The 26,231-nt window shown below is 71.7% G+C and carries 18 protein-coding genes; 7 read left to right on the forward strand and 11 right to left on the reverse strand.

Annotated elements, in window-relative coordinates; genetic code table 11:
- Positions 1 to 324: 324 nt before the first annotated feature.
- The 4 genes from ACQ5SO_RS12865 to ACQ5SO_RS12880 all read right to left on the reverse strand — a co-directional run bounded on the left by ACQ5SO_RS12865 (position 325) and on the right by ACQ5SO_RS12880 (position 5,502).
- Complete coding sequence (locus tag ACQ5SO_RS12865) at positions 325 to 492, reverse strand: hypothetical protein (RefSeq protein ID WP_430942012.1); 168 nt, start codon at positions 490 to 492, stop codon at positions 325 to 327.
- Positions 493 to 574: 82 nt separating this feature from the next.
- On the reverse strand, positions 575 to 835 hold the full coding sequence (locus ACQ5SO_RS12870; RefSeq protein ID WP_430942013.1) for a hypothetical protein: 261 nt from the start codon (positions 833 to 835) through the stop codon (positions 575 to 577).
- A gap of 361 nt (positions 836 to 1,196) precedes the next feature.
- Complete coding sequence (locus ACQ5SO_RS12875) at positions 1,197 to 3,968, reverse strand: [protein-PII] uridylyltransferase (RefSeq protein WP_430942036.1); 2,772 nt, start codon at positions 3,966 to 3,968, stop codon at positions 1,197 to 1,199.
- Positions 3,969 to 4,263: 295 nt separating this feature from the next.
- Positions 4,264 to 5,502, reverse strand: coding sequence for a penicillin-binding protein activator (locus ACQ5SO_RS12880; RefSeq protein ID WP_430942014.1), 1,239 nt, complete (start codon positions 5,500 to 5,502; stop codon positions 4,264 to 4,266).
- 129 nt (positions 5,503 to 5,631) lie between these two features.
- On the opposite strand from ACQ5SO_RS12880, the gene rsmI reads away from it, so the two are divergent.
- From rsmI to gshB, 3 genes are all read left to right on the forward strand, one after another.
- Positions 5,632 to 6,663: a 16S rRNA (cytidine(1402)-2'-O)-methyltransferase gene (gene rsmI / locus ACQ5SO_RS12885; RefSeq protein ID WP_430942015.1), complete on the forward strand. Its 1,032-nt coding sequence runs from the start codon at positions 5,632 to 5,634 to the stop codon at positions 6,661 to 6,663.
- A gap of 59 nt (positions 6,664 to 6,722) precedes the next feature.
- Complete coding sequence (locus ACQ5SO_RS12890) at positions 6,723 to 7,142, forward strand: YraN family protein (protein ID WP_430942016.1); 420 nt, start codon at positions 6,723 to 6,725, stop codon at positions 7,140 to 7,142.
- Between the two features lie 144 nt (positions 7,143 to 7,286).
- The gene (gene gshB, locus ACQ5SO_RS12895; RefSeq protein ID WP_430942017.1) at positions 7,287 to 8,234 is read left to right on the forward strand and encodes a glutathione synthase; all 948 of its coding nucleotides are present in this window, start codon (positions 7,287 to 7,289) and stop codon (positions 8,232 to 8,234) included.
- A 132-nt stretch (positions 8,235 to 8,366) separates the two neighbouring features.
- Here the strand turns inward: gshB and ACQ5SO_RS12900 are convergent, their stop codons facing one another.
- The 4 genes from ACQ5SO_RS12900 to ACQ5SO_RS12915 form a co-directional block, all read right to left on the reverse strand.
- The gene (locus tag ACQ5SO_RS12900) at positions 8,367 to 9,965 is read right to left on the reverse strand and encodes a pilus assembly protein TadG-related protein (protein ID WP_430942018.1); all 1,599 of its coding nucleotides are present in this window, start codon (positions 9,963 to 9,965) and stop codon (positions 8,367 to 8,369) included.
- A 504-nt stretch (positions 9,966 to 10,469) separates the two neighbouring features.
- Entirely contained in the window at positions 10,470 to 12,011 is a 1,542-nt protein-coding gene (locus ACQ5SO_RS12905; protein WP_430942019.1) for a pilus assembly protein TadG-related protein, read from the reverse strand.
- Positions 12,012 to 12,475: 464 nt separating this feature from the next.
- A complete protein-coding gene (locus tag ACQ5SO_RS12910; RefSeq protein WP_430942020.1) occupies positions 12,476 to 12,934 on the reverse strand; it encodes a TadE/TadG family type IV pilus assembly protein in 459 nt (152 codons plus the stop codon).
- The gene (locus ACQ5SO_RS12915; RefSeq protein ID WP_430942021.1) at positions 12,934 to 13,371 is read right to left on the reverse strand and encodes a TadE/TadG family type IV pilus assembly protein; all 438 of its coding nucleotides are present in this window, start codon (positions 13,369 to 13,371) and stop codon (positions 12,934 to 12,936) included. The genes ACQ5SO_RS12910 and ACQ5SO_RS12915 overlap by 1 nt, the downstream gene beginning before the upstream one ends.
- Positions 13,372 to 13,765: 394 nt before the next feature.
- Between ACQ5SO_RS12915 and ACQ5SO_RS12920 the strand changes: the two genes are divergently transcribed.
- From ACQ5SO_RS12920 to ACQ5SO_RS12930, 3 genes are all read left to right on the forward strand, one after another.
- The gene (locus tag ACQ5SO_RS12920; protein ID WP_430942022.1) at positions 13,766 to 15,274 is read left to right on the forward strand and encodes a YifB family Mg chelatase-like AAA ATPase; all 1,509 of its coding nucleotides are present in this window, start codon (positions 13,766 to 13,768) and stop codon (positions 15,272 to 15,274) included.
- A gap of 370 nt (positions 15,275 to 15,644) precedes the next feature.
- Entirely contained in the window at positions 15,645 to 18,302 is a 2,658-nt protein-coding gene (gene mutS / locus ACQ5SO_RS12925; RefSeq protein WP_430942037.1) for a DNA mismatch repair protein MutS, read from the forward strand.
- 69 nt (positions 18,303 to 18,371) lie between these two features.
- Positions 18,372 to 18,698, forward strand: a complete 327-nt coding sequence (locus ACQ5SO_RS12930) for an HU family DNA-binding protein (RefSeq protein WP_430942023.1) — start codon at positions 18,372 to 18,374, stop codon at positions 18,696 to 18,698.
- A gap of 323 nt (positions 18,699 to 19,021) precedes the next feature.
- Here ACQ5SO_RS12930 and ACQ5SO_RS12935 read toward each other — a convergent pair whose 3' ends face one another.
- Together ACQ5SO_RS12935 and ACQ5SO_RS12940 are read right to left on the reverse strand one after the other, a co-directional pair.
- Positions 19,022 to 20,176, reverse strand: coding sequence for a THUMP domain-containing class I SAM-dependent RNA methyltransferase (locus ACQ5SO_RS12935; RefSeq protein WP_430942024.1), 1,155 nt, complete (start codon positions 20,174 to 20,176; stop codon positions 19,022 to 19,024).
- A gap of 114 nt (positions 20,177 to 20,290) precedes the next feature.
- Entirely contained in the window at positions 20,291 to 24,331 is a 4,041-nt protein-coding gene (locus ACQ5SO_RS12940) for a CARDB domain-containing protein (RefSeq protein WP_430942025.1), read from the reverse strand.
- A 606-nt stretch (positions 24,332 to 24,937) separates the two neighbouring features.
- On the opposite strand from ACQ5SO_RS12940, the gene ACQ5SO_RS12945 reads away from it, so the two are divergent.
- Positions 24,938 to 25,594 (forward strand): LysE family translocator, encoded by a 657-nt coding sequence (locus tag ACQ5SO_RS12945; protein ID WP_430942026.1) that lies wholly within the window; start codon positions 24,938 to 24,940, stop codon positions 25,592 to 25,594.
- 52 nt (positions 25,595 to 25,646) lie between these two features.
- Here ACQ5SO_RS12945 and ACQ5SO_RS12950 read toward each other — a convergent pair whose 3' ends face one another.
- A complete protein-coding gene (locus ACQ5SO_RS12950) occupies positions 25,647 to 26,144 on the reverse strand; it encodes a hypothetical protein (RefSeq protein ID WP_430942027.1) in 498 nt (165 codons plus the stop codon).
- Positions 26,145 to 26,231 lie beyond the last annotated feature (87 nt).

Raw genomic sequence — 26,231 nt, forward strand, 5'->3', positions numbered from 1 at the left:
CGCGCCCCGCGTGGCGGCGTCCTCGACCGCGATCCAGCCGCGCCCGGCGAGAAACGCCGTGCCCTCCGACGCGGCGGCCGGGCGCGTATCCGGCGCCGCCGCCGACAAGGCGTGCGACGATGGTGGGCGGCGCCTCCTCCATGATCCTGTCGCCTTTTCTCCCGTGGGAGCGACCAGGACGGGAACCTCCCGGCGGGGGGGCAGGCGGGTCGCGGCCGGGGGGGGCGCAGACCGGCGGGCGCGCAAAGAAGAACGCCCTGCGCCGGGACGGGGCGCAGGGCGTTGCATCGAACTCGGTCGGCCGGGATGCGGCCTGTCGGGGGATCAGCCCTCGTCGACGGAGACGTCCGGAAGCTCGATGGTCACCGAGGCCTCGTCCGGGCCGAAGGGCGGCTGGTCCGTATAGGCGAGGTAACCGAGGCCGCAGACCGCCACGAGCAGGGCGCCCACCGCGAAAGCAAGGATCGGGTTGCTGCCATTGCCGTTCGACATGGATCTAATCTCCTTGGTCAGTTCACTGTCATTAATCGTGAATGGCGAGATAGGCGGGCGGTGGGGGGAGTCAAATTCAAAATCACTCGGTGCGATTTCGGATCCGCCTGCGCGCGGCGGCGCCGCCGCTCAGCAGCCCGACCAGGATCGGGGGCAGCACGAACAGGCCGAGCATGAAGACGCCGAGCGCCGCGCGGCCCTCGGCCTCGGCATGGAGCTGCGCCAGGAACGCCACCGCCCCGAGGGCCGGGAGCGCGGCGAGCGCGGGCAGGATGCGCGCCGCGCCATAGCCGAGAAGGGCCGAGACCAGGAACAGCGCCAGGATGATCAGGAATATCTGCATGGGACGGACTCCGCCGCGAATGAAGGTCAATGAACAATGTTCATGAACCACGTTCACGGCATTCCGTCAAGCCCGGAGGTCCCCGCGACGGCCCAGCCTCGTCGCCCGGGATCGCGCGATCCCGCGGCGGGTCCGGGGCCGCCGCGCCGATGACGGGGCGGGGAGATGAAGGGGCAGGGAGATGAAGGGGCGGGGGGAGGAGGCGCGCCGTGACCGGCCCGGCAAGGCGGCGGCGCGGAGAAGGGGGCGGAGCAGGGCCGGCGCCGACCGGCCTCCGACCGCCGGCGGACGGGCCCGGGCGAGGCGGGCGGGCCCGGCCGCGCCGGTCCCCGCCCCGCCTCCCCATCCAGGCGAGGGCGCGTCAGCCGTCCGACTGGCCCGCGCGCTCCACCGCTTCGCGGATCGCCTCTTCGATCTGCTCCATCTTCGAGGCGTTGCGGATCTTCAGCCCGAACAGGTCGCGCACGTAGAACACGTCCACCGCCTGCTCGCCATAGGTGGCGATGATCGCCGAGGCGATGGCGGTGTTGCAGGCCGCCAGCCCGCGCGCGAGGTCATAAAGCAGCCCCGGCCGGTCGCGGGTGTCCACCTCGATCACCGTGTAGATGTCCGAGCTGGAGTTGTCGAAGGTCACCCGGGTCGGGACGGTGAACTTGCTCTCGCGCTTCTTGACCTTGCGCTTGGGCTTGAGGGCGTCGCGCGCCACCACCTCGCCGTTCAGCGTGCGCTTGATGGTGCGGCGCAGGCGGTCGAGCTGGGTGCGGTCATAGGGCTTGCCCTCCGAGCTCTGGATCCAGAAGGCCGAGGAGGTGTAGCCGTCCTTGGTGGTGAAGGTGCGCGCGTCCACCACGTTGGCCCCGGCCAGCGCCAGCGCCCCGGCCATGCGGCTGAAGATGCCCGGGTGGTCGGCCATCACGAAGCAGGCGCGCGAGACGTCGGCGGCGGTGTCCTGGGTGATGTCGCTCTCGACCCGGTCCTCGGCCCGGTCGCGGCCCAGGATCGCCAGCTGGGCATGGGCGTCGGTGTCGAGGCCGAGCCAGTAGGCCGGGTAGTGGCGGGCGATCTCGGCCTCCAGCTCCTCGGCGTCCCAGTCCGACAGCTTCTCGCGCAGGGCGGCCTGCGCCTCGGCCACCCGCTCCTTGCGCGACCGGCTCTCGGCGCCGCCGGTCAGCTGTTCGCGCGCGTCGGAGTAAAGCTGGCGCAGCAGCTGGGCCTTCCAGTTGTTCCAGACGCCCGGGCCGACCGCGATGATGTCGCAGGCGGTGAGCACCAGCAGCAGCCGCAGCCGGGTGGGCGAGCGGACGACGTCGGCGAAGGCCTTGACGGTGATCGGGTCCGAGATGTCGCGCTTCTGCGCCACGTCGGACATCAGCAGGTGGTGGCGGACCAGCCAGGCGACCGTCTCGGTCTCCTCCGGCTTCAGGCCGAGGCGGGGGCAGACCTCCTCCGCCACCCGGGCGCCGACCTCGGAATGGTCCTCGGGCAGGCCCTTGCCGATGTCATGCAGCAGCAGGGCGACATAGAGGACGGTGCGGTCGACCCCCTCGTTCATGATCATCGAGGACAGGGGCAGGTCGGTCTTCAGCTCGCCCTTCTCGATGCGGTGGAGCGTGCGGATCGCCATGATCGTGTGCTCGTCCACCGTGTAGTGGTGATACATGTTGAACTGCATCATCGCCACGACGCGGCCGAATTCGGGCAGGAAGCGGCCCATCACCCCGGTCTCGGTCATCCGGCGCAGGGCGCGTTCCGGGTCGCCGGAGTTGAGCATCAGGTCGAGGAAGATGCGGTTCGCCTCGGGGTTGGCGCGCAGGTCGTCGTCGACGAGGTTGAGATGCGCGGCCAGCATCCGCAGCGCGTTGGGGTGGATCAGCGCGCCGGTCTTCAGCGCGTGGCTGAAGATGCGCAGGATGTTGATCGGGTCGCCCGTCAGCACCTCTTCCGAGCGGATGTCGAGCCGCCCGTCGCGCATCGGGAACGGGTCGTCCCCGCGGCTGTTCTGGGCCGAGAAGAAGCGCAGGATGCCCGAGATGGTGGGGCGCTTCTTCACGTGCTGCGCCTCGAGCGCGGCGAGGAAGATGCGGGTCAGCTCGCCCACGTTGCGCGCGTGGCTGAAATAGGTCTGCATGAACCGCTCGACCCCGCGCTGGCCGCCCTCGTCCTCGAAGCCGAGGCGCTTGGCGACCTCGACCTGCTGGTCGAAGGTCAGCTGTTCGTTGGCGCGGCCCGAATTGATGTGCAGGTGGCAGCGGACGGTCCACAGGAAGGCCTCGGCCTCGCCGAAGATGTGCATCTCGTCCTCGGTGAAGAAGCCTTTCTCGACAAGGTCTTCCGGCCCGGTGGCGTGGTAGAGGTACTTGGCGATCCAGAACAGGGTCTGCAGGTCGCGCAGGCCGCCCTTGCCTTCCTTGACGTTGGGCTCGAGCAGGTAGCGCGAGCCGCCGTGGCGGGCATGGCGCTGGGCGCGCTCGTCGAGCTTGGCCTCGACGAATTCGGGGCCGGTCTTCTCGAACAGCTCGGACCACAGGCGCTGGTCCAGCTCCTTGGCCAGCGCCTTCTGGCCGGAGATGAAGCGGTTCTCCAGCAGCGCGGTGCGGATGGTGATGTCCTCGCGCGCCAGGCGGATGCAGTCGTCGATGGTGCGGACCGAGTGCCCGACCTTCAGCCGCAGGTCCCAGAGCAGGTAGAGCACGTTCTCGACCAGCTTCTCGACCCAGCCGGTGGATTTCCAGGGGGTGAGGAACAGGAGGTCGACGTCCGAGAACGGGGCCATCTCGAACCGCCCGTAGCCGCCGACGGCCAGGACGGCGATCTTCTCGCCCTCGGTCGGGGACGGGTTGGGGGCGAGCCAGCGCTGGGCGATCTCGATCGTGGCGCGCACGGTTTCGTCCGTCACCCAGGCGATGGAGCGGGAGGCGGCGGGGCCGGAGGCGGGGGCCTCTTCCAGCGCGTCGGCGACGCGGGCGCGGCCGGCCTCGAGCGCCTCGCGCAGGATCCGGGCGGCGTCGGCGCGGAAGGCGGGGTCGTCGGCGGCGGTTTCGCGGGCGGCCTCGACCCGCGCCATGACCGCGGCGGCGTCGAACAGCGTGCGCGGGGACATGATCAGGCGCGAGCCGATCCAGTCGGCGAGCATGGCTTCGCTGTCGATTTCATCGGGCCCGGCGGGGGCGGGCGCGGGGGCGATGGGGGAGGAGGCGGAGTCGTGATCGGTCAAGGCGGTCCGTCCGGGCTCGGAAGGGGAAGGGGCGTCGGCGCCCGGCTCGGTCGGCCCGGCGCGGGCGCTGGCATCTCGGGGGGCGCGTCCGGCCCCTCGGGGGGGCGGGCCCCCCGCTCGGGGCCGGAGGGGCGCCGGGGGCGCCCCGCGCGCCGTCCCCTGCGCGGCGCCGGGGCCGGGGGGACGGGGCCGGGGGGGGGCGCGGGGGCCCGGGTCAGGAGCCGGGGCGCAGGCCGGGCGCGGCCGCGGGGGCCGGGTCGGCGACGATGAAGCCCTCGGGCGAGACCTCGAGCACCGCGAGGGCGCGGCGGTTCAGCCCGTCCGGGGTGAAGCGGAACGCGCCGGTGGCGCCGGCGAAGCCGCCCGGGTCGGTGATGGCGGCGGCGTCGAAGGGCGTCGCGTCGCCCGCGTCGCGGCCGCGCCGGGCCATCTCGGCCGCGGCGGCGACCACGTCGTAGCCCAGGTGCGCCAGCGGCGTGGCGGGGCGGCCGGTGCGGGCCTCGAACGCGTCTTCGAACTGCGCCAGCCTGAACGGGTCGGGCGCCGCGAACCAGCCGCCATGCAGCGAGCGTTCCTTGAGCGTGCCCGGGTCCTTGATCCAGGTGCCGAGGCCGAGGAACTTGTTCGCCCGCGCCGAGACGCCGTGGAATTCGAGGAAGGCGGCCGCGGTGCGCAGCGCCAGCCCGTCCTCGGGGAGGAGCACGGCGTCGGCCCCGGCGGCGCGATGCTCCTGCGCGTAGGGCTGCGAGGCGGCCTCGATCCCCTCGAAGCTGCGGTTGTAGGCGGTGTCGGCGAGGATGGTCATCCCCGCCTCGGCGGCGGCGCGGCCCGCGGCGCGGCGGGCGGCGGCGCCGTAGGGGGTGTCGGGGCGGAAGATGCCGAGGCCCGAGCGCCCGTTCCGGGCGGCGAAGCCGAGCACGCGCTGCGCCTCGTCCGAGGGCAGCAGCCCGGCGAGCCAGACATTGCCGCCCGCCACGGTGGCGTCGGTGGAGAAGGAGATGACGTTGATCCCGCGCGGCGCGGCGGCGGCGGCGGCGGGGCCGGTGTTCGCAGAGGTCGCTGGGCCAAGGATCAGCTGCGCGCCGCCCTCGACGGCCTGGCGCGCGGCCCCGGCGGCCCCGGCGGGCGTCCCGCCGGTGTCGAGGATGCGCAGCGCGATCGCCTCGGCGCCGAACTCCGAGGCGGCCATGCGGGCGGCCTCCGCCACACCGCGAGCCCTTTCGCCTGCTTCGCCGTCGGCCCCGAGGGGCAGCAGCAGCGCGACCGGCAGCGGGGCCGAGAGGTCGGCCTGCGGCGTCGCGGGCGCGGCGGGCTGCGCCGCCTGGGGCGCGCGCGCGCGATCGCCGCCGGCGGTCTGCCCGCAGGCGGCGGCCAGGGCGCAGATGCCGGCCAGGGCGAGGCCGCGAAGGGCGCGGCGGCGGGGTCGATTGCAAGTCGCGGATGCGCTGGTCATGATGGCTCCTCGATTTTCCACCGCGCGGCGCGTCTTGGCGCCGCCCGTCCCTCGGGCGCCGCGCCGCCCGCCCCGGATCGGGGGCGGCGGGCGCGGACGCCCCATGGGTCCTGCCATGACGGAGCCTTCATGAAAAGCGAGGAAGAGGGCGAGACCGCGGCCGGTCCCGGCGCGGGACCCGTTCGCAACAGCCCGGCGCCCGGCGCGGACGCAGCGGAAGCCCTTGGCGATGAAGGGGAAACCGGCGGGGCGGACTCGCCCGATGCGGGCGGTCCGCTGGAGCCGTGGCTCGCCTCCGCCGCCCGCCGCGGCAAGGTCCCGCCGGGGCTGCACCTGGTGGCGACGCCGATCGGCAATGCCGGGGACATCACCCTGCGCGCGCTGGACGTGCTGGCGCGGGCGGACGTGCTGGCGGCCGAGGACACCCGCACCCTGCGCAAGCTGATGGAAATTCACGGCATCCCGCTGAAGGGCCGCCCGCTGGTGGCCTATAACGACCGCAACGGCGCCGCACGCCGCCCGCAGATCATGCAGATTCTGCGCGAGGGCAAGTCGGTGGCCTATGCCTCGGACGCCGGAACGCCGCTGGTCTCGGACCCCGGCTGGAAGCTGGCGGCCGGCGCGGTGGAGGAGGACCTGCCCCTGACCGCGGCCCCCGGTCCCAGCGCGGCGCTGGCGGCGCTGTGCCTGTCGGGGCTGCCCTCGGACCGGTTCCTGTTCAACGGGTTCCTGCCGCCCAAGGCCGGGGCGCGGCGCCGGGCGCTGGAGGAGCTGGCCCCGGTCCCCGCCACGCTGATCTTCTTCGAATCGCCCCGCCGCGCCGCCGCGACCCTGGCCGAGATGGCCGAGGCGCTGGGCGAAGACCGCGAGGCGGCGTTCTGCCGCGAGTTGACCAAGCGCTTCGAGGAGGTCCGCCGCGGCACGCTGCGCGCCCTCGCCGACGCCTTCGCGGCCGGGGACCCGCCCCGCGGCGAGGCGGTGATCGTCGTCGGCCCGCCCGGCGAGAGAAAGGCCGACGCCGCCGATGTCGACGCGCTGCTGACGGACGCGCTGGCCCGGATGTCGGTCAAGGACGCGGCCCGGGAGGTCGCGGCGGCCACGGGGCTGAAGCGCGCCGACCTCTACACCCGCGCGCTCGCGCTGCGGGATGAGGAACGTTAACGGAACATTCGCAAATCGAGGGGATAAACCAAGAACGCCGGAACGAGAGGAGAACGTCCATGGCCTTCGATTTCATCCCCGGGGAAAGGCCGTTCTCTCCGCCGAAGCGGCGCGGCGGCGGCGCCTCTGCGAAAATGGCCGGGATGCTGGCCGAACAGGCGGCGCTGCGCCGCTACGTGAAGGGCGGCGCGAGGCTGCTCGACAAGAACTGGCGCGCGCCGCGGCTTCACGGCAACGGGGAGCTGGACCTGGTGCTGGAACGCGACGGCGTGGTGATCTTCGTCGAGGTGAAGCAGCGGCGCACGCTTCTGGAGGCCGGCTATTCCATCACCCGGGCGCAGCTGGAGCGCATGCGCATGGCGGCGCTGGCCTGGATGGACGCGCATGGCCGCTGGGGCGGGGCGATGCAGTTCGACCTCGTCTATTGCGACCGCTACGGGGCGATGGAGAAGGTTCCCAACATCTGGTTCGACGACTGATCCGGCGGGGGGCGCCCCCGCGCGTTTCGAGGACGTGAAGGCCGCGCCATCTGGCGCATGCGGCCCGGCCCCGCTACATCCAAGGGGCAGGGCGTCCGGGGAACCGGGCGCCGCGACCGCACGCGTCCAGGAGGGAACCCGCGCATGAGCCTTTCCGTCGCCATCCAGATGGATCCGATCGCCGGCGTCGACATCGACGCCGACAGCACCTTCCGCCTGGCGGAGGAAGCCCAGGCCCGCGGGCACCGGCTGTTCTACTACCACCCCGAGGACCTCGCCTATGACGAGGGCCAGGTCCGCGCCACCGGCTGGGACCTGACCGTCCGGCGCGAGCGGGGGAACCATTTCAGCCTCGGCGAGCGCCGGAGCATGGACATGGACGATTGCGACGTGGTGCTGCTGCGCCAGGATCCGCCCTTCGACATGGCCTACATCACCAACACCCACCTGCTGGAGCGGGTCCATCCCGGCACGCTGGTGGTCAACGACCCGTTCTGGGTGCGCAACTGCCCCGAGAAGCTGCTGGTCCTCGACTTCCCGGAGCTTTCCGCCCCGACCATGATCGCCCGGTCCATCGCAGACCTGCGCGCGTTCAAGGAGCGGCACGGCGACGTCATCCTCAAGCCGCTCTACGGCAATGGCGGCGCCGGGGTGTTCCGCCTGACGCCCGAGGACCGCAACCTCAACTCGCTGCACGAGCTGTTCTCCGGCGTGAACCGCGAGCCGCTGATCATGCAGAAGTTCCTGCCCGCGGTCTCGGAGGGCGACAAGCGGGTGATCCTGGTGGACGGCGAGCCGGTCGGCGCCATCAACCGCGTGCCCGCCAAGGGCGAGACCCGCTCCAACATGCATGTCGGCGGGCGGCCCGAGAAGACCGCGCTGACCGAGCGCGAGCGCGAGATCTGCGCCGCCATCGGCCCGGTCCTGAAGGAGCGCGGGCTGGTCTTCGTCGGAATCGACGTGATCGGCGGCGTGCTGACCGAGATCAACGTCACCTCCCCCACCGGGATCCAGGAGCTGGAGCGTTTCGACGGCGTCAACATCGCCGAGAAGGTCTGGCAGGCGATCGAGGCGCGCGCCGCGGCCGACTGACCCGGGCGCGGCGCAGGCGCGCCGCCACCCGCCCGCTCTCCCCCGCAAACGAAAGAAGCCCCCGCCGCGGCGGGGGCTTCGTGCTGTTCGTCCATGACCGGGGCGGGGGATCGCCCCGCCGGGGCCGCGCCGTCAGAGGGCGCCGCCCAGCACGTCGCCGACGCCCTCGATCGCTTCGCTGACCAGGCCGTCCTCGGACGCCTCGTCATCGAGGATGAACGGCTCGAGGAACGAGGACAGCTGCTTGTCGCAGGTCCGCAGGTGCATGTTGCCGGCGAAATTGGTCTTCGACTCGCGCGCCTCGATGTACAGCCCGCCCGCCTGGTGCAGCGCGCCGCCCGCGTTCAGACCGCCGCCCGCGACGATCATCACGCCGAATGCGCCCTTGATCGGCTCGTCCGAGGCGCCGCCGGCCTCGTTCTCCTTCTTGCCGCTGTTGCCGTTGCCGCCCAGCGTGGTGCGGTCGCCGGAAATCAGCGTCACGGTGTACTCGCCGATGTCGCAGAACTCGGACAGCGTGTAGCCCATCTGCGCGTTGCCGGCGTTCTTGATCTCGCCGGTCGCGAAGATGAACACGTCCTTGAGCACCACGTCCGCGCCGCCGCCGAAATTGACGTCGCCGTCGACGAACAGCGCGGTCTGCGACAGCGAGACGCCGCCGGTGAAGTTCATGTCGCCGTTCCACTGCCAGACGTCGTAGGGCTTGATCTGGCCGTCCTCGAACTTGAAGTTCTTCAGCGCCTTGGCGGGAATGCCGAGGTTGTTGCGGTAGTTCGCGCGGCCCGCGACGTTCGGGGCCGGCATGAACACGCTCTCGGGCAGCGGCGGGCCGAAATAGTTCTGCGCCGGGCCGAGGCCGCCGATGGTGTACATCTTGGTCGAGCCGACGGTGGACAGCGCGCTCCAGTAGGCGCTGAACAGCCCGTCATCCATGGCGTCGAGCATCGGGGTCTCGGTCTCCATCGCCTGGACGATGGCGTCGGGCGAGGCCGAGCCGTCCTTGAGCGGCATGCCGAGGGTCACCAGGTCGACCGAGGGCGCGGTCACGTAGACGCCGGCGGGCATGTAGTCGTTGCCCGCGGTCTTGACCTCCTCGTGGCCGTGGAAGCAGACGCCCGGCTCGTAGGTGTTGTTGGCCGCGGTCTGCAGCATGCCGGTGGAGATGATGTTGGCCGAGGGGCAGTCGCCGCCGCCGCCGCCGGTCCAGCCGCCGCCGCCATAGAGCGCGACGGCCACGGACTTGGCGGACACGGACCAGTTCTCCTGACCCGCGAACTGGAACATCCAGGTCGGCACCGGGTTGCCCCGCATGGTGTCGCGGCCGGCCATGACCTGCACCACCTCGGCCGCCTGCGACGGGTCGGGCAGGGCCACGAACTCGCCCTGGCCGTTGTACTTGCCGAACACGATGTCCTCGGGGCGGATCACCTGGCCGTGCTGTTCGACCGGCATGTTGAGGGCGGCGAGCTCGATCGCCGCGGTGCGGGCGGCCGCGCGGTCCTTGATCTTCATCGCCGCGGCGAGGGCCGAGGCGTCGGCCACGGCCTGCAGGCGCGTCTTGTAGGTGTAGGCGTTGGTCGAATCCATCGCCACGCCGCCGAGCATCGCGAACCCGATGGTCCAGCAGATGGCCCAGACGGTGGTGGAGCCGCGTTCCTCGGCGAAGGCGTCGCGCGTGCGGGCCGCAAGGGTCCGGGCGCGGACGGCGGGATCGAAACGTTTGGTGAGCATGACACGCCACCTCTCCGTTGGCGCCGGGCGTTCAGCCGGCGCGGACACTCGGATTCAAACGCCGGAAACAGCCATTCTCGACCGGCCCCGGAAACGCCTGTGCGACCGCGGGTTCTCCGCGCTACGCAACACTTGGCCTCGCGCCGCGATCCTTCCCCTCCTGCACATCAATCGAAGGGTCGAAAGGAAAATGACCGCAGCTTGAAAACAGTGGTCATCTTAGTGGAGGACCGCGCCCTCTTCCAGTCCCGCAACCTGCGGCGGAGCGCGGCGGCGATCACGTGCGAATTTCGGCATGTCGTTGAACGGGCGGTAAAATTCGACACTTGACGAAAAGACCAAGAAAAACGAGACAAAAAAAATATCGCGCCTGCGAAGCGCGAAGCGACGCCGGGCGGCGTTTGGGGCCGTGGCCGGGCGAACTGAGTCGGAACGGCGCCGCGGACATGCAAAGGCCCCCGCCGGGGGGGCGGGGGCCTTGCCGTCGCGCCGCTGTCGCGGGCGTCAGTTCGCGGTTTCGACCAGCTGCAGCAGGTCCACGACGCCGTCGTTGATGTGCAGGAACGGATCGGTCCCGCCGGCGGTCTCGTAGCCCGTGTCCTCGTCGTCCAGCTCGAAGGACTCGAGGAAGTTGCTCAGCTGCACGTCGCAGGCGCGGATGTCCATGTCGCCGCCGAGCGAGGTCCAGGGATTGTCCACCTCGACATAGAGGCCGCCGCCGCCGTTGCGCAGGGCGCCGCCCGGGTGCAGGCCGCCGCCCGCCGCCACGGTGGCGCCGTACATGCCGTTGGCGCCGCTGCCCCAACCGCCGAGGCCGATCGTGCCCTCGGCGATCATGAACACGGTGTATTCGCCGGTGGAGCAGAAGTTGGACGGGTCGCCCCACATCGTGTCGCCCGAGGCCTGGATGTTGCCCTTGGCGAAGAACACGACGTTGTTGAAGCTGACATTCGCGCCGCCGCCGAAGTTGATGTTCCCCGTCACGAAGAACGCGGCGTTGTTGAAGTCCACGTCGCCCGCGAAGCCGACATTGCCCTTCCACAGGTAGATGCCGTTGGACATGACTTCGCCCGGCTGGAAGGTGTAGTCGATCTGGCTGGGCGAGGTCCGATCCAGCGGCATCACCTTGTAGGCGCGGCCGGTGTCCTTGAAGAGCCACTTGGGCAGCGACGGCCCGTAGTAGTTCTTGTAGGGGCCGAAGCCGTACATCTTGATGCCGGTCGCCTCGATCGCGGCCCAGTAGTCGTCGAACAGGCCGTCCGCCACCGCGTCGAGCACCGGGGTCACGGTGTCCGCGGGGTGCTTGATGTTCTCCTCGGTGTCGGAGCCGGGGGCGAGCCAGTTGATGGTGATCGTGCCCTCGTCCACCGCGCTGATATGCGCGCCGGGCTCGATCAGGTCGTTGCCGCCGGTGCGCACGCCGTCGGCGCCGTGGACGCAGACGCCGCGGCCCAGGTGGTTGCCGCCGCCGGTGTCGATATAGCCGGTGCTGATGATGTTGGCCGAGGAGCAGAGGAGGTCGTCGCCGCCGCCGCCGCCGCCGCCGCCCAGGCTCATCTGCGCGACCGCGGTGGAGGAGACGTTGACCTTCCAGTCCTCCTGGCCGGCCAGGCTCATCATCCAGGTCGGGATCGGCTCGCCGCGCACGCCGTCGCGGCCGGCGACCAGGTTGACCACCTTGATCTCGGGATCGCCGTCGGGCAGCTCGACGAAGGAGCCGGTGTCGTCCAGCTTGCCGAAGCGGATGTCCTCGCGCCGGATGACCGCGCCGTGCTTGCCTGGGGGCATGTTGGACTCGGCGAGCGCGACGGCCGCGTCGCGGGCGTCCGACTGGTTCTGGATCTTGAGCGCGGCGGCGAGGGCCGAGGCGTCGGCCACGGACTGCAGCTGGCTCTTGTACGTATAGGCGTTGGTCGAATCCATCGCGACGCCGCCCAGCATGGCGAGGCCGATGGTCCAGCACACGGCCCATGCCGTGGTGGCGCCCCGTTTGTCCGTGAACGCGTTCTGCGCGCGGGCGAGCGGGGCGGCGGGGACTTCAGGCATATTACACATGACGCGACCTGCAGGTTCTTGCCGACATTTCTTCGCCGGACTCGAGGGACACACGACCGCCGCGCTGACTTCGCCGCCCGGCAAGGCGGCCGCGTTGGCGCGGCGGGCCGGACATGCCGACGGCGCCGATCCGAACGCTTCCAGGCGGGAAGCGGCCTTGGCGCGGCCCCAGCACTATAGACCCGACGTCCCCCCACCAAAGATGAACACGGCCGGCAGGAAAAGGGGTTCTTGACGTTTTCCCGGCGGAAAAGCCGTTTTTCGCTGAATGGGGCGTGAATAATAATCCACAAGTTTATCAAGTGGGGATGCAAAACCGCCCCAGGTTGCGGATCGCGCCTGAACAAGGCGAATCGTTTCTTTGATTAAAAGAGGAAATGTTCCCCGGCGGCAAGCTCTCGCTGCGGGGCGCCGGCGCGGCGGCCCGGCCGCGAAGGCCCGCCGAAGAAGGGGGATCAGTCGGCCAGGTAGGCGCCCGTCGGCTCGCCCGTGCCGGGATCGACGGCCAGGTTCACCGGCATGGTCATGCGGATGTACAGCTCATCCGAATTGAAGAAGCCGCGCTGCGCCAGGTCGCGGCCGAACAGCATCGCCTTGCTGTAGGGCACGCGCACCTCGGCGGTGACGAACTTGTCGTCGATATCGGTGGTGACGGTCACGTCGGCGACGCCGGTGGGGAACATGTCCTTGGCGAAGTCCCGCGCCTCGTCCGCCGGGCCGATGCGCAGCGCGTAGTAGCGCGCGGCGGAGGTGGCGGCGTCGAGCATCTGGGCGCGCATGTTCAGCAGCAGGCTGACATCGACGATGAGCGCGAGCAGCCCGAGGAAGAACGGGATCCAGAACACGAATTCGACGGTGGCGGCGCCGCGGCGGTCGCGGGCGGCCGCGCGGGTGCGGGAGAAGAGGCGCGTCATCAGGATCCGCCCTCCGGCGCAGGTTCGACGATGCGGCGCATCGTGGCCGTCAGCTTCTTGTCGCCGGCCAGGATGTCGCTGAACAGCAGGTTGCCGGTGAACAGCATGACCGAGGAGAACGAGGTCGAGATCTCGGCCGTCACGGTGTTGCCGGAGCCGTCGGGGGTGACCTTGGCGGTCATCTCGCCCGGCTCGAAGTCCTGGAAATAGCCGATGGCGATCGCCTCGGCCTCGGCCTCGGTGTCGTGATTCACGGCGAAGGCGATGGCGGCCTCGGTGGCGGCGTTCACCATGCGGGCGCGGGTGTTCAGGATCAGGGCGATGTCGGTGAAGACGGCGAGCATGGACAGGAAGAAGGGCAGCCAGACGACGAATTCGACGGTCGCGCCGCCGCGTCGCTCCTTGAACGCCGATCTCAAAGCATCCCGCAGGGACATTCGGTCACCAACCCGATTGCGACGGCGATACGCCGCCGCATACACACACCGCCCGGACCCATGGGGATCCACGCGAAAACGCTGCGCAATCTAGCTTGCAAGGGATGTAGAGTAAATGAACGCGCGGGGGCGGGGGCGCCGAAAACCCCGCGAAACCCCGGGTTTTCAAGGCGTGCGGCGGAAAAACGGGGGCGTGCGGGGCCGCGGGGCAGGGGCGTGGAGCGGGCGCGGCGAATCGATGCGGCGCGATGCAAGACCCGGCGGTTCCGAAAGCCCGCGCCCCGCATTCCCCGCCCGTCCCGCGTGGCCGCCCGCCGCGGACGCCTGATGTAAACACCGCGTTAACCATGTCGTTCTAGCCTTTCCCGGTCACATGAACCGGGGAGGGCGCGCGATGGCGAGCTGTTGGTCCGTCGCCTTCTGCGGGCTCGAGCCGCGGGCCGTTGAAATCCAGTGCCAGGTGATGGACGGCGCGGCCGGCTTCGCCATGGTCGGGCTGCCCGACAAGGCGGTCGCGGAATCGAAGGAACGGGTGCGCGCCGCGCTCTCGGCCCTCGGGCTGTCGCTGCCCAACAAGCGCGTGGTCCTGAACCTCGCCCCCGCCGACCTGCCGAAGGAGGGGGCGCATTACGACCTGCCCGTGGCGATCGCGCTCCTGGCCGCGCTCGGCGCCATCCCCGAGGACGAGGCGTCGCGCGTCGTGGCGATGGGCGAGCTGGCGCTGGACGGGCGGCTGGTGCCCGTGGGCGGCGCGCTTCTCGGCGCGATCTCGGCGGCCGCGGAAGGGCGCAGCTTCGTCTGCCCCTCGGAATGCGGCGCCGAGGCGGCGCTTGCGGGCGCGGGAGAGGTCCTGGCCCCGCCGAGCCTGACCGCCCTGGTGAACCATTACGCGGGCCGCCGCCCGCTGGCCGCCCCGCCCCCGGCGGCGGCAGAACCGCCGCGCCCGGCGCGGGACATGGCCGACATCAAGGGGCAGGAGAAGGCGCGCCGCGCGCTCGAGGTCGCGGCGGCGGGCGGGCACAACATGCTGCTCATCGGCCCGCCGGGCGTGGGCAAGTCGATGCTGGCCGAGGCGCTGCCGGGCATCCTGCCTCCGCTCTCGCCGGCCGAGGCGCTGGAAGTGTCGATGATCCGGTCCCTGAAGGGGCGGTTCGCGGAAACCGGCCTCGCCCGCCTGCGCCCGTTCGAGAAGCCGCATTCCGGGGCCTCGGTCGCCTCGGTGATCGGCGGCGGGCGCTTCGCGCGGCCCGGCTCGATCAGCCTCGCGCATCGCGGCGTGCTGTTCCTCGACGAGATGGCGGAGTTCGCGCGCCCGGTGCTCGACGGGTTGCGCCAGCCGATGGAGAGCGGGGAATGCGTGATCGCCCGCGCCCAGGCGCAGGCGCGCTACCCGGCGCGGTTCCAGTTGATCGGGGCGATGAACCCCTGCCGCTGCGGGCATCTCGCGGATGCGGGCAAGGCCTGTTCCCGCGCGCCCAAATGCGGCGAGGATTACCTCTCGAAGCTCTCCGGCCCGCTGCTGGACCGGATCGACCTGCAGGTGGAGACGCCGCCGATCCCGGCGCAGACCCTGGCGCGGCTGCCGCGGGGCGAGGCGTCGGCGCAGGTCGCCGCCCGCGTCGCCGCGGCGCGGGAGATCCAGGCCGAGCGCTGGGCGGAGTATGGCGTCGGGTTCCTCAACGCCCATGCCGACGGGTTGGCGCTGGAGGAAGCCGCGGCGATGGATGACGAGGCTCGGGACCTGCTGGCGCGGGCGGCGCAGAAGCTGGCGCTGTCGCCGCGCGGGATGACCCGGGTGCTGCGGCTGTCGCGGACGGTGGCGGACCTTTACGGCGAGGAGGGCGTGCGCCGCCCCCATATCGCCGAGGCGGTGGGGTATCGCGCGGCGCTGAGCAAGTGGTGACCGGCGGCGCCGGGGCATGACGGTCCGCGGGATGCGCCCGCTCGGAGGGGGCGGGCCCCCGCCTCGCGGCCGCAGGCGGCGGCGCCGCCGCCGGGCGCGCGCGGCGTCGGTCGCCCTTGGCCGCCGCGCCGTCCCGCGAAACGGCCGCCGCCGCGCCGGTCCCGCCCCCTGCCGTCGGCACGCCCTTCGCCCGGCGCGGCGCGGGCGGGTGAGCGGGGGCCCCGCGCCCCCCGAACCCGGCCGCCCCTCGCCCGAAACCGCGCCGCGCCCTCTTCACGCCCCCCGCGCCCGCATGCTACCGAACCCCTCGCGATCGCAGCAGCAGGGGAGCGCCGCAGTGGCCGGAGGCAATGACGGGGCCGTGACCCCGATGATGGCGCAGTATCTCGAGATCAAGGGGCGCCATCCCGACGCGCTCCTGTTCTACCGGATGGGCGATTTCTACGAGCTGTTCTTCGACGACGCCCGCCAGGCCGCCGCCGCGCTCGACATCGCGCTGACCAAGCGCGGCAAGCACCTCGGGGAAGACATCGCCATGTGCGGCGTTCCCCAGCATTCCTCCGAGTCCTACCTCAACCAGCTGATCCGAAAGGGCTTCCGCGTCGCCGTCTGCGAGCAGATGGAGGACCCGGCCGAGGCGCGCAAGCGCGGCGCGAAATCCGTCGTTAAACGCGACGTGGTGCGCCTCGTCACCCCCGGCACGCTGACCGAGGACGGGCTGCTGGATGCGCGCTCGCACAACTACCTCGCCGCCTTCGCCGAGCTGCGCGGCGAGGGGGCGGTGGCGTGGATCGACGTCTCCACCGGCGATCTCTCGGTCGCCGCCTGCCCGCGCGCAGGGCTCGGGCCGATGCTCGCCCGCCTCTCCCCGGCCGAAGTCATCGCCGCCGAGGCCCCCGAAGACGACGCCGCCCTGCGCGAGCAGATCGAGGAGACGGGCGCCGTCCTCACCCCCCTCGCGCGCAGCGCCTTCGACAGCGAGGGGGCCGCGAAACGCCTGCAGGACCTCTACGCCGTCAAGTCGCTCGACGCCTTCGGCGCCTTCACCCGCACCCAGCTCTCCGCCCTCGGCGCCGTCATCGCCTATGTCGAGATCACCCAGCGCGGCCGCCTGCCGATGGTCAAACCCCCGCGGCTCGAGGCCCCGGGCGGCGCCATGCGCATCGACGCCGCCACCCGCCGCAACCTCGAGATCACCCGCGACATGCAGGGCGGCAAGGAGGCGTCGCTGCTGCGCGCCGTCGACCGCACCGTCACCGCCGCGGGCGCGCGCCTGCTGGAAACCCGCCTCGCCGCCCCCTCGACCGACCGCGCCCTGATCGCCGCCCGCCATGACGCCGTGCAGGCGCTGGCCGAGGACCGGCGCCTGGCCGAGGACCTCTCGGACGCCCTGCGCGCGGCGCCCGAGATGGAGCGGGCGCTGACCCGCCTCGCCCTCGACCGCGGCGGGCCGCGCGACCTCGCCGCCCTGCGCGGGGCGCTGGCGCGGGCCGAGGACCTCGCGGCCCTCCTGTCCGGCGACCTGCCGCCGGTGCTGCGCGAGGCCGCCCGCGCCATGGAGGGGCATGACGAGCTGGCCGCGACCCTCGAGGACGCGCTGGTGGCCGAACCGCCGCTCCTCTTGCGCGACGGCGGCGTCATCGCGCCGGGGGTGGACGAGGAGCTCGACGACGCTCGCCGCCTGCGCGACGAGGGCCGCGGGATCATCGCCAAGATGCAGGCCGACTACGCCGCGGAGGCCGGGATCAGCGCGCTGAAGGTCAAGCACAACAACGTGCTGGGCTATTTCATCGAGGTCTCCGCCGCCCATGCGAAGAAGATGATGGAGCCGCCCCTGTCGGAGCGCTTCATCCACCGCCAGACCCTCGCCAACGCCGTGCGCTTCACCACCGTGGACCTGTCGGACCTCGAGGCGCGGATCCTCAACGCCGGGGCCCGCGCGCAGGGGATCGAGGAGCGGATCTTCGCCCAGCTGCGCGAACAGGTCCTGTCCCGCGCCGTGACGCTCTCGGACTGCGCCCGCGCGATGGCCGAGGTGGACGTGGCCTGCTCGGGCGCCGCGCTCGCCGCGCAGGAGGGGTGGAGCCGTCCCGAGATCACCCCCGACCGCGCCTTCCAGATCACTGGCGGGCGGCACCCCGTCGTGGAACAGGCGCTGCGCCGCGCCGGGGACGGGCCCTTCGTGGCCAATGACGCGGACCTCTCGGCGGACGGCGAGGAGGCGCGGCCCTGCTGGCTGCTCACCGGTCCGAACATGGCCGGTAAATCGACCTTCCTGCGCCAGAACGCGCTGATCGCGCTGCTCGCCCAGGCGGGGCTGTTCGTGCCCGCCGACAGCGCGCGGATCGGCGTGGTCGACCAGCTCTTCTCCCGCGTCGGGGCGGCGGACGACCTCGCCCGCGGGCGCTCCACCTTCATGGTCGAGATGGTCGAGACCGCCGCGATCCTGAACCAGGCCGGGCCCGGCGCGCTGGTGATCCTCGACGAGATCGGCCGCGGCACGGCCACCTATGACGGCCTGTCGATCGCCTGGGCGACGCTCGAGCATCTCCATGACGTCAACCGCTGCCGCACCCTCTTCGCCACCCATTACCACGAGCTGACGGCGCTGGCCGACCGCCTGTCGGGGCTCAAGAACGCCACCATGTCGGTGCGCGAGTGGGAGGGCGAGGTGATCTTCCTGCACGAGGTCCGCCCCGGCGCCGCCGACCGGTCCTACGGCGTGCAGGTGGCGCGGCTCGCGGGCCTGCCCGACGCCGTGGTCGGCCGCGCGCGCGAGGTGCTCGACGCGCTGGAAGCGGGCGAGCGCGAGGGCGGGCGCAAGCCCAAGGCGCTGATCGACGACCTGCCGCTCTTCGCCGCCGCGCCGCCGCCGCCCCCGGCGCCTGCCGTTGCGGCGCCCGCGGAGTCGGCCACGCTCGCGCGATTGGCTCAATGCGCGCCCGACGATCTCTCTCCGCGAGAGGCGCTGGAGCTGCTTTATGAATTGCGCGCCGCAGCGAAAGCCGAGTGCGGCGCAGCAAATTGAAATTTCTCCGCTTTTACCCCGTGAATTTGGAAGATCGGGCCTTGCGCGGCTTGACATGGCGCCTGCGCGATGCGTTCTGGGGGACGAGCGAGACGACCAGCATTCTGGAGGACCCCGAAGGTGAAAAAAGACGAACTCGTGACCGCCCTGGCCGAAGCGAGCGGCCAGACCAAAGCGAGCGTTTCCGCCGTGCTCGCCGCCCTGCCGGGCGTGGCCGAGGCCGCGCTGAAGGACGGCAAGGCCGTGACCCTGGGCGGCGTGGGCAAGCTCGAGGCGGTCGAGCGCGCGGCGCGCGAAGTGCGCAACCCGCAGACCGGTGAGAAATCGATGGCCGAAGCGCACATGGCGCCGCGGTTCAAGTTCGCCGCTCCGTTCAAGTCCGCCATCCGCGGCTGAGCGCGAGCGCGCGGCGATCCGGCTGCGCATGCCAGGATCGCCAGGTCGCCCCCCAGGCGGGCGACGGGCGTCGGCGGGAGGGGAGGCCCGCCGACGCATCTTTCCAGGGGCCGGGGCGCAGCCGCATGGCGCGCCGGGAGGACGAGGCCCCGGGAGCGAACGGCCTGAGACGAAAACCGGGGGACCGCCCCCACCTGCCGGGCGCGCCCGGCCCGCGCCGCCCGGTCCCGCCGGGCGGCGTCGTCGTTCCGGGGGGGCGTTCCCGGGGGGGGGCGGGGGTCGGCGGCGCCTCGGCCCAGCCTCAGCCCGGCCTCAGCCCGGCTTCAGGCCAGCGGGCCGGTCCGCCACAGCCGCACTTTCAGCCCGCCATGGGCCACCGGCGCGTCCGGTTCCCCGAAGGGCAGGCCGGTGGCGCGCGCCAGCTGCGCCTCGGAAGTCACGATCCCCACGCGCCAGCCCTTGAACCGCTCCGCCAGCGTCTTGCCGAGCGTCCCGTAAAGGGGCCGCAGCTTGCGCACCTCGCCGATCCGCGCGCCGTAGGGCGGGTTGACGATCACCAGCCCGGGCGCGCCCTCGGGCGGCTTGATCGAGCCGGCGGGCTTTTCGCGGAACCGGCAGAGGGGGGCGACCCCGGCGCGCTCGGCGTTCTGCAGCGCCCCGCGCACGGCCCCTGCATCGCGGTCCGAGCCGTAGAACAGCGGCCCCTCCCAGGGATCGGCGGGCGTCGCGGCGTGGCGGGCGCGCAGGGCCTCCCACGCGTCCCGGTCGAAGCTGGCGAGGCGTTCGAAGGCGAAGCCGCGGGCGCGGCCGGGAACGAGGCCCGCCGCCATCTCCGCCGCCTCGATCACGAAGCCGCCCGAGCCGCACATCGGGTCCAGCACCGGGGCCGAGCCGTCGAACCCGCAGCGGCGCAGGAACAGGGCGGCCATGTTCTCTCGCATCGGGGCCTTGCCGACGGCGTGCTTGAAGCCGCGCTTGTGCAGAAGCGCGCCCGAGGTGTCGATCGAGAAGCTGCACCAGTCGTCCTCGATCCGCACCTGGAGGCGCAGCGCGTCGCCCTCCGCGCCCTCGCCCTCGGCGCCCGGGGTCGCGATGGGGGCGCCGAGCGTCTCGGAGATCGCGGCGGCGACGCGCTGGGCGGCGGCGCGGTCATGGTAGATGCGCGACTTGCGGCACACCGCCTCGATCCGCAGCGGCGCGCCGGGGCGCAGCACGTCCCCCCAGGGGAACTTGCGCGCCCGCTTGTCGAGCTGCGCAAGGTGCATGGCCCGGAAGCCGCCGAGGCGCACCAGCACGCGCGACGGCCCGCGCAGCACCAGGTTGGCGCGCCAGGCGTCCTCCCAGCTTCCCTGCACCTCCACCCCGCCGGGGACGGGGGTCGCGGGGGCGAAGCCGGCCGCCGCCGCCTCCTCGGCCAGGAGGGTTTCCAGTCCCGGCGGGACGGCGAGGAAGATGTCGAGGGGGGCGCTGTCGGTCATGCTGCATCCATGCACCCAAAACGCGGGCGCGTCGAGGCGGCGCGGGGCCTCGGCCCCCCGCCGCGGGCCCGCCCCCTTCGATGTCCGTCAGGCGCGATCCGGCGCGGCGCCGGATCAGACGATCAGCTCCTCGGCCCAGAGCCGCCCGCCATCCCCGGCCAGCGCGAAGATCGACGCGCTTTCGGCGATATGCGCCAGCTCGCCGTCCGCGCTCTGGTCCTCGATGGCGGCGATGCTGACCCCGGCGGCGGTCACCCCGTCATAGCGCAGCGAGGCCGGGTCGGCGCCGACGAAGCTGTTCAGCCCGCCGATCACCGTCGGCGCCGCGGTGAACAGCCCGGCGGCGAAGTCGAACATGTCGAAGCTCTCGTCCACCACCTCGCCGGTGTCGGCCACCTGCAGCGCGTTGCCGTTCCACGACCCCACGCCGCCCTCGATGGCCATGTAGCCGATGGTCTCGGAGGTGTGGCTGCCGGAGTTGTTGGCCTCGTCCTCCTGCATCGCCACCTCGAAGCCCGCGGCGTCGATGTTGCGCAGGCGGGTGGTCACCCAGTCCGGACCGCGGAAGGACTGCACCTGGGTGAACACCTCGGGCGCCTCGGTGAAGGCGGCGTCGAAGCCCTGCGCGGCGAACCCGGCCGAGGAGAGCAGCTTGGTGTAGAGCGTGCCGACCTCGAGGATCCGCCCGTCCTCGAGCTGGTAGGTCCCCGCCTCGACCACGAGGTAGGAGATGTCCTCGAGCCCGTGGTAGCGGTCCCCTTCCGAGGTCTCCTGCACGAAGGCGGTGAAGCTGTCGGAGGAGACGTTGGTGATCCGCGTGGTCGCCGCGACCGGGCCGTTGAAGCTCGGCATCATCGCGAAGACCACCGGGTTCTCGAACGCGTGCTCGAGCGAGACGGTGACCAGCGCGTTGCCGGCCTGGAAGGTCCCATATTCGGCCATCCACGGGCGGGCGACGTCGGCGGTCAGGATCCCGCCCGGCCCGTCCACCGCGAACCAGTCGAGGTCCTCGACCCCGTGGTAGAGCTCGTCATCGACCGTCTGGTCCTCCTGCAGCTTGCCGGTGAACCCCGAGGCGGTCAGCCCGTCGACCCCGGCCCAGGTCGGGTCGATCCCGTTGACCCCGGTGACCGAGGCGAACAGCGCGGGGGCCCCGGTGAAGGCCGAGGCGAAGCTCTCGAGGGCCGAGAGGTGGTCGGTCTGCAGCGCGCCCGCCTCGATCGCGCGGCCGTCCCAGGACGCGCTCCCGTCGGCGATGGCGAGGAAGCCGACATCCTCGGCCCCGTGATAGCCGTCGGCCTCGACTTCCTGCAGCCAGACCTCGGCGCCGTCCGCGGTCACGTTCTGGGTGCGGGTGACGGCGAAGTCGGGGCCGTTGTCGCTCTGGACCTGGGTGACCAGGGTGGGGGCGGCGTCGAAGGCGAAGCCCTCGAACCCGAAGGAGGTCGGCGCGCCCTGGGTCCCGACCGCGCTGGTCAGCCCGGCCTGGAGCACCACGCCGTCCGCGAATTCCCACACGCCTTCCTCGATCACGAGGAAGGAGACCTCCTCGTAGCCATGCGGCGTCGCCGGGGCGCCCGGGGCGACCGGGTTCTGCAGCTTCATGGTGAAGCTGTCGGACTGCACGTCGGTGATGCGCACCGTGGTGTAGGTCGCGTCCTCGGCCGAGTGCAGCAGCGCGAACACCACCGGGTTGGTGAAGCTGCGGTCGAGCTGCACGGTCAGCGGCGCGTCCGACAGCAGCGCCGAGCCGAGCTGGGCGATGTCATGCGCGCCGGTCCCCGCGGCGGGGGCCGAGACCTGGATCGCGGCGGTCGTCTCGTTGTTGGTCTCGTCCGCCTCCCAGGTCCCGCCATCGGCGTCGATGACCGCGCCCACGAGGTCGGCCCCGGCGGGGAAGCCCGCGGGCAGCTCGGCGAAATGGTGGGTCAGGGTCACGCTCTCCCCGGCCGCGAGCGGGCCGACCGAGAGGGTGGCGAAGGACCCGTTCCACGCGCCGGGGACGCCGGTGTCGCCGAAGACCAGCGCCAGGTCCTCGGTCCCGCTCGCGGTCGGGCCCGCGTTGGTCACCGTCACCTGGATGTCGAACGCCTCGCCCGCCGCGAGATGGGACGAGGACAGCCGCAGGTCCGAGACCGAGAGGTCGGGCGACCCGGGCAGGGTGTAGGAGACCGAGGCGATGTTGTTCACCTCGCTCAGCTCGCCCAGGACGTCGCCGTCATCGGCCACGAGGAACAGCCAGGCCGGGGTCTCGGCCGGGACCAGGAAGTCGGGCGCGGGGGCGTCGGTCACCGAGAAGGTGAAGGACTCGCCCGCCGCCAGTTCCGGCACGACGTCGGGGCTGAGCAGCAGGTCGCCCGCGTCGAGCACGTCGTCGAACGAGAGGTACAGCCCCGCGGTCGAGGCGGCGGCGGTCCCGTAGCCGTCGTTGCGGATCTCGAGCGAGAAGTCGACCAGCAGCTCGGGGTCGCCCACATGCGGGTTGGCCTTCACCGCCAGGTCGAACGCCGGGATCGTGAGGTCCGGCACGTCGGGCAGCACGGTGACCAGCAGCGGCGTGACGCTGGCGTTGTCGGTCTCGTCCCATTCGGGGATCGCGTCGAGCGGGTCGGCGATGGCGCCGAGCCAGTAGGTCCCCGGCGCGACGCCCGAGAGCGAGAGCGTGATCGGCCCCGAATCCACCGGCCCGGAATAGGCGTCGAGCGGGCCCTGGTTCACGTCGCCGATGAAGATGTCGCCGGCGTCGATCACGGAATCCGTCGACAGGTAGAACCTGGTGGCGACGTCCAGCAGCGTGCCGTAGGGGCCGGTATTGGCGTTGACCACCGAGACGTCGACCGTCCCGCCCTCCAGCACCGAGATGTCGCCGAAGGGCGCGTCCGGCAGGGTGACGACGGGGGTCGACAGCTCGGGCTGGCCGTCGAGATAGACCTCGCCGAAATAGAGGCTGTTGTTGTCGACGGTCTCTTCGGTGAAGACCGCGCCGAACGGGTCGACGATGGCGCCGAAATGGTAGGCCCCCGGCAGCAGGTCGAGGTCATAGAGCGACACGTCGAGGCCGAGATAGCTGTCGGCGGCCTGGCCGGGCAGGAAGAAGCCGAAATCGTCGAAGCCGATCAGCAGGTCGAACGGGTCGATCACGTCGTCATAGGACAGGTAGTAGCCGACCGAGACGAACTCGCCGTCCACCGCGGTGAAGCTGTCATTGCCGATGGTGTAGTCGACGAACAGCTCGTCCGTGGGATCGTTGAGGTTCACCAGCCCGTCCGAGACCAGCAGCCCGCCCGACAGCGTCAGGTCCGGCGGCGTCGCGTCGACCTCGATCGTCAGCACGTTGGAGACGTTGTTGCTCTCGTCCGTCTCGGCGAAATAGTTCAGGTCGTCGGCGAGCAGGGCGATGTAGTAGGTCCCCGGCGCCAGCATCGGGATCTCGAGCAGCACGTCGGTGATGGTCTCGGACCCGCCCGGCGCGGTGGCGCCGTGGGACTGGTAGGCCAGCAGCACGTCGCTGGTGGTGAAGGTCAGGTCGTCCGACAGCCAGAACCCGGATTCATGCGGACCGCTGACCCCGGCGGGCACCGGGTCGGCGCCGATATTGGCGATCTCGCCCGACACCAGGATCTCGGAGCCCGGCGCCAGCGGGACGGCGAGCGAGGAGGAGGTGGTCAGGTTGCGCGCCACCAGGTCGGGCATGCCGACGATCTCCACCGCGCCGCCGGTGAACAGGTTGTTCGCTTCGTTCGACTCGGCGACCGCGCCGCCGGCGTCGACCTCGGCGAACAGGGTGTAGCTTCCCAGCGCCATCGCCGCGTCGATGGCGAGCGAGAGGCTGGCGGTCAGATCGGCGCCCGCGGCGAGCGGCCCGAGCAGGACCGACCCGATCAGCGTGTCGCCCGCGTCGAAGGTCCCGTCCGCCGAGAGGTAGAGGTTCAGCGCGTGCTCGACCGTCGCGTCGGCGTCGCCGATGTTCTCGACCGTGACGTCGAGGTCGAACGGGCCGCCCGCGACCGCCCAGTCATCGAGAAAGGAGAGGCCGGCGAGGCGCAGGTCGGGGGCCGCGATCTCGGCCGAGACGAGCGCCGAGACGGGCGCCGAGACGGGGGAGCCGTCGGGGCTGGTGAAGAGGGGGTCGGAAATCACGCCTTGGTCGCTCATGGTCGCCTTCCTGCGGCGCGCGGGGGGGCGCGCCATGTACGCAAATCGGCGGGCCGGGCGCGATCGCGCCGCCGTCCCGCCGGGAAAAACCGCCCGGCCTGCCGCGCGAGCGGAGAGGCGCCGGGAACCCAGGCGCCCCCCGGCGCGGGCCTCGCCCCCTGTCGCGGCGAGGGCGCGGAACGGGAGGCGGACGCGCGGGGCGGCGCCGGGGCAAGATCGCCGTTCGCTGCACCCCGCGTCAATACGAGCTTAATATTTCAGGGGTTTTCTGAAGAATTGTTCATGTTTCGACGGGAGTCGATCCGGCCCCGCGGGGCCTGCGCGGTCTACGAAATCCCTTTCCCGGCAAGGGGTTTCGCGGCGCGGCGGGCCGTGCGCCGGGCCGGCGGCGCGCAGGCCGCCCCGTTTCGCGACATCTGGAAATGAGCGAATCAACCCGCGGCGCCGCGGCGATGTTCATCCAGGCGCCCGGAATCGGGCGTCGGCCCCTGCGATCGGGCGCCGGCGCCGCCGGACCCGTGCGGCGCATGGGGGCTTGCCCCGGCGCGGCGCGTCTGCATTTGCTTGGGGCGCGCCGCCGCAACCGCTGCATGTAGGAGAGAGATGATGGACCTGACGACCTGGCTCGCCTTCGCGGGGGTGAGCGCGATCCTTGTGGCCATTCCCGGCCCCACGGTGCTGTTCGTGATCGGCGCGGGGCTGCGCCACGGCGCGCGCGGCGCGCTGGCCGCGGCGCCGGGCGTGGCGCTGGGGGACCTGGTGGCGATGACCGCCTCCATGGCCGGGATCGGCGCGCTGCTGGCGGCCTCGGCCCAGGCCTTCACGGCGGTGAAGCTGGCGGGCGCGGCCTGGCTGGCGGTGCTCGGCTGGAAGATGCTGCGCGAGGCGGCGCGGGGGGGCTTCGCGGCCGATCTCGACGCCGACGCGCGGGACGCGGCCGGGCAGGGGCCGGGGCGGGGAGGCGAGCGGAAGATCTTCGCCCATGCCTTCGTCATCACCCTGCTGAACCCGAAAAGCCTGATGTTCTTCGTCGCCTTCGCGCCGCAGTTCCTCGACCCCGCGGCGGCCTTCGCCCCGCAGGCGGCGGCGATGGTGCTGACCTTCACCGCGCTGGGATGGCTCAACGCGCTGGCCTGGGGGCTGGCGGCGGGCGGCGCGCGGGCGCGGCTGACCCGGCCCGCGGCGCGGGCCTGGATGGGGCGCGCGGGGGGCGGCTGCCTGATCGCCGCCTCGGCCGCCACGGCGCTGACCGCGCGCAGCTGATGCGCGCAGGCGCGGGGGCGCGAGACCCGCGCCCCCGCGTCGCAGGCGGGCGTCAGACGTGCTTGCCCGCGCCCATGTACATCAGCGTCGCCTTGATCGAGTTCTTGACGAAGAAGTTGCAGTCCTTCTCGCCCGGCCAGTGCATCGCCTCGGACGCCACCATCCGTTTCTTCTTGGCCAGCTTGTAGATGTCATAGGGCGTGTCCACGCCCCAGGTGTTGAAGCTGCCGTGATAGCCGGATTCGATGGCGTTGGCCGCCTGGCTCGAACACACCCCCGACCCGAGATAGTCGTCGTCGTTGGTGATCGACCCGAGGATGTATTTCAGCACCTTGCCGTCCGAAACGACCGAGTTCATCTTTTGCACGATGACCGGCCGGTGGACGTTGCGCGCAAGGTATTTCTTCAGGCTGAACTGCAGCCACCCCGACGCGTTGCCGCCCCAGTCGATGTCCTGGAACGTGTAGACGGTGCCGTTGACGTCGATGCACGAATGCCCGGGGCCCATGCCCCCGCCATTCGTGACGCAAGTGAGGAGAGAAACGGGCATGGTCCAATCCCTGTGATGTGCTTCAATGGAAAAAAGAATGGGGATTGCCCCCGGTGGATTCCACCTTTTTCCTCTGCTTCCCCGCGC

The sequence above is a fragment of the Rhodovulum sp. DZ06 genome, assembly GCF_050586345.1.
Lineage (GTDB): Bacteria > Pseudomonadota > Alphaproteobacteria > Rhodobacterales > Rhodobacteraceae > JBOCEF01.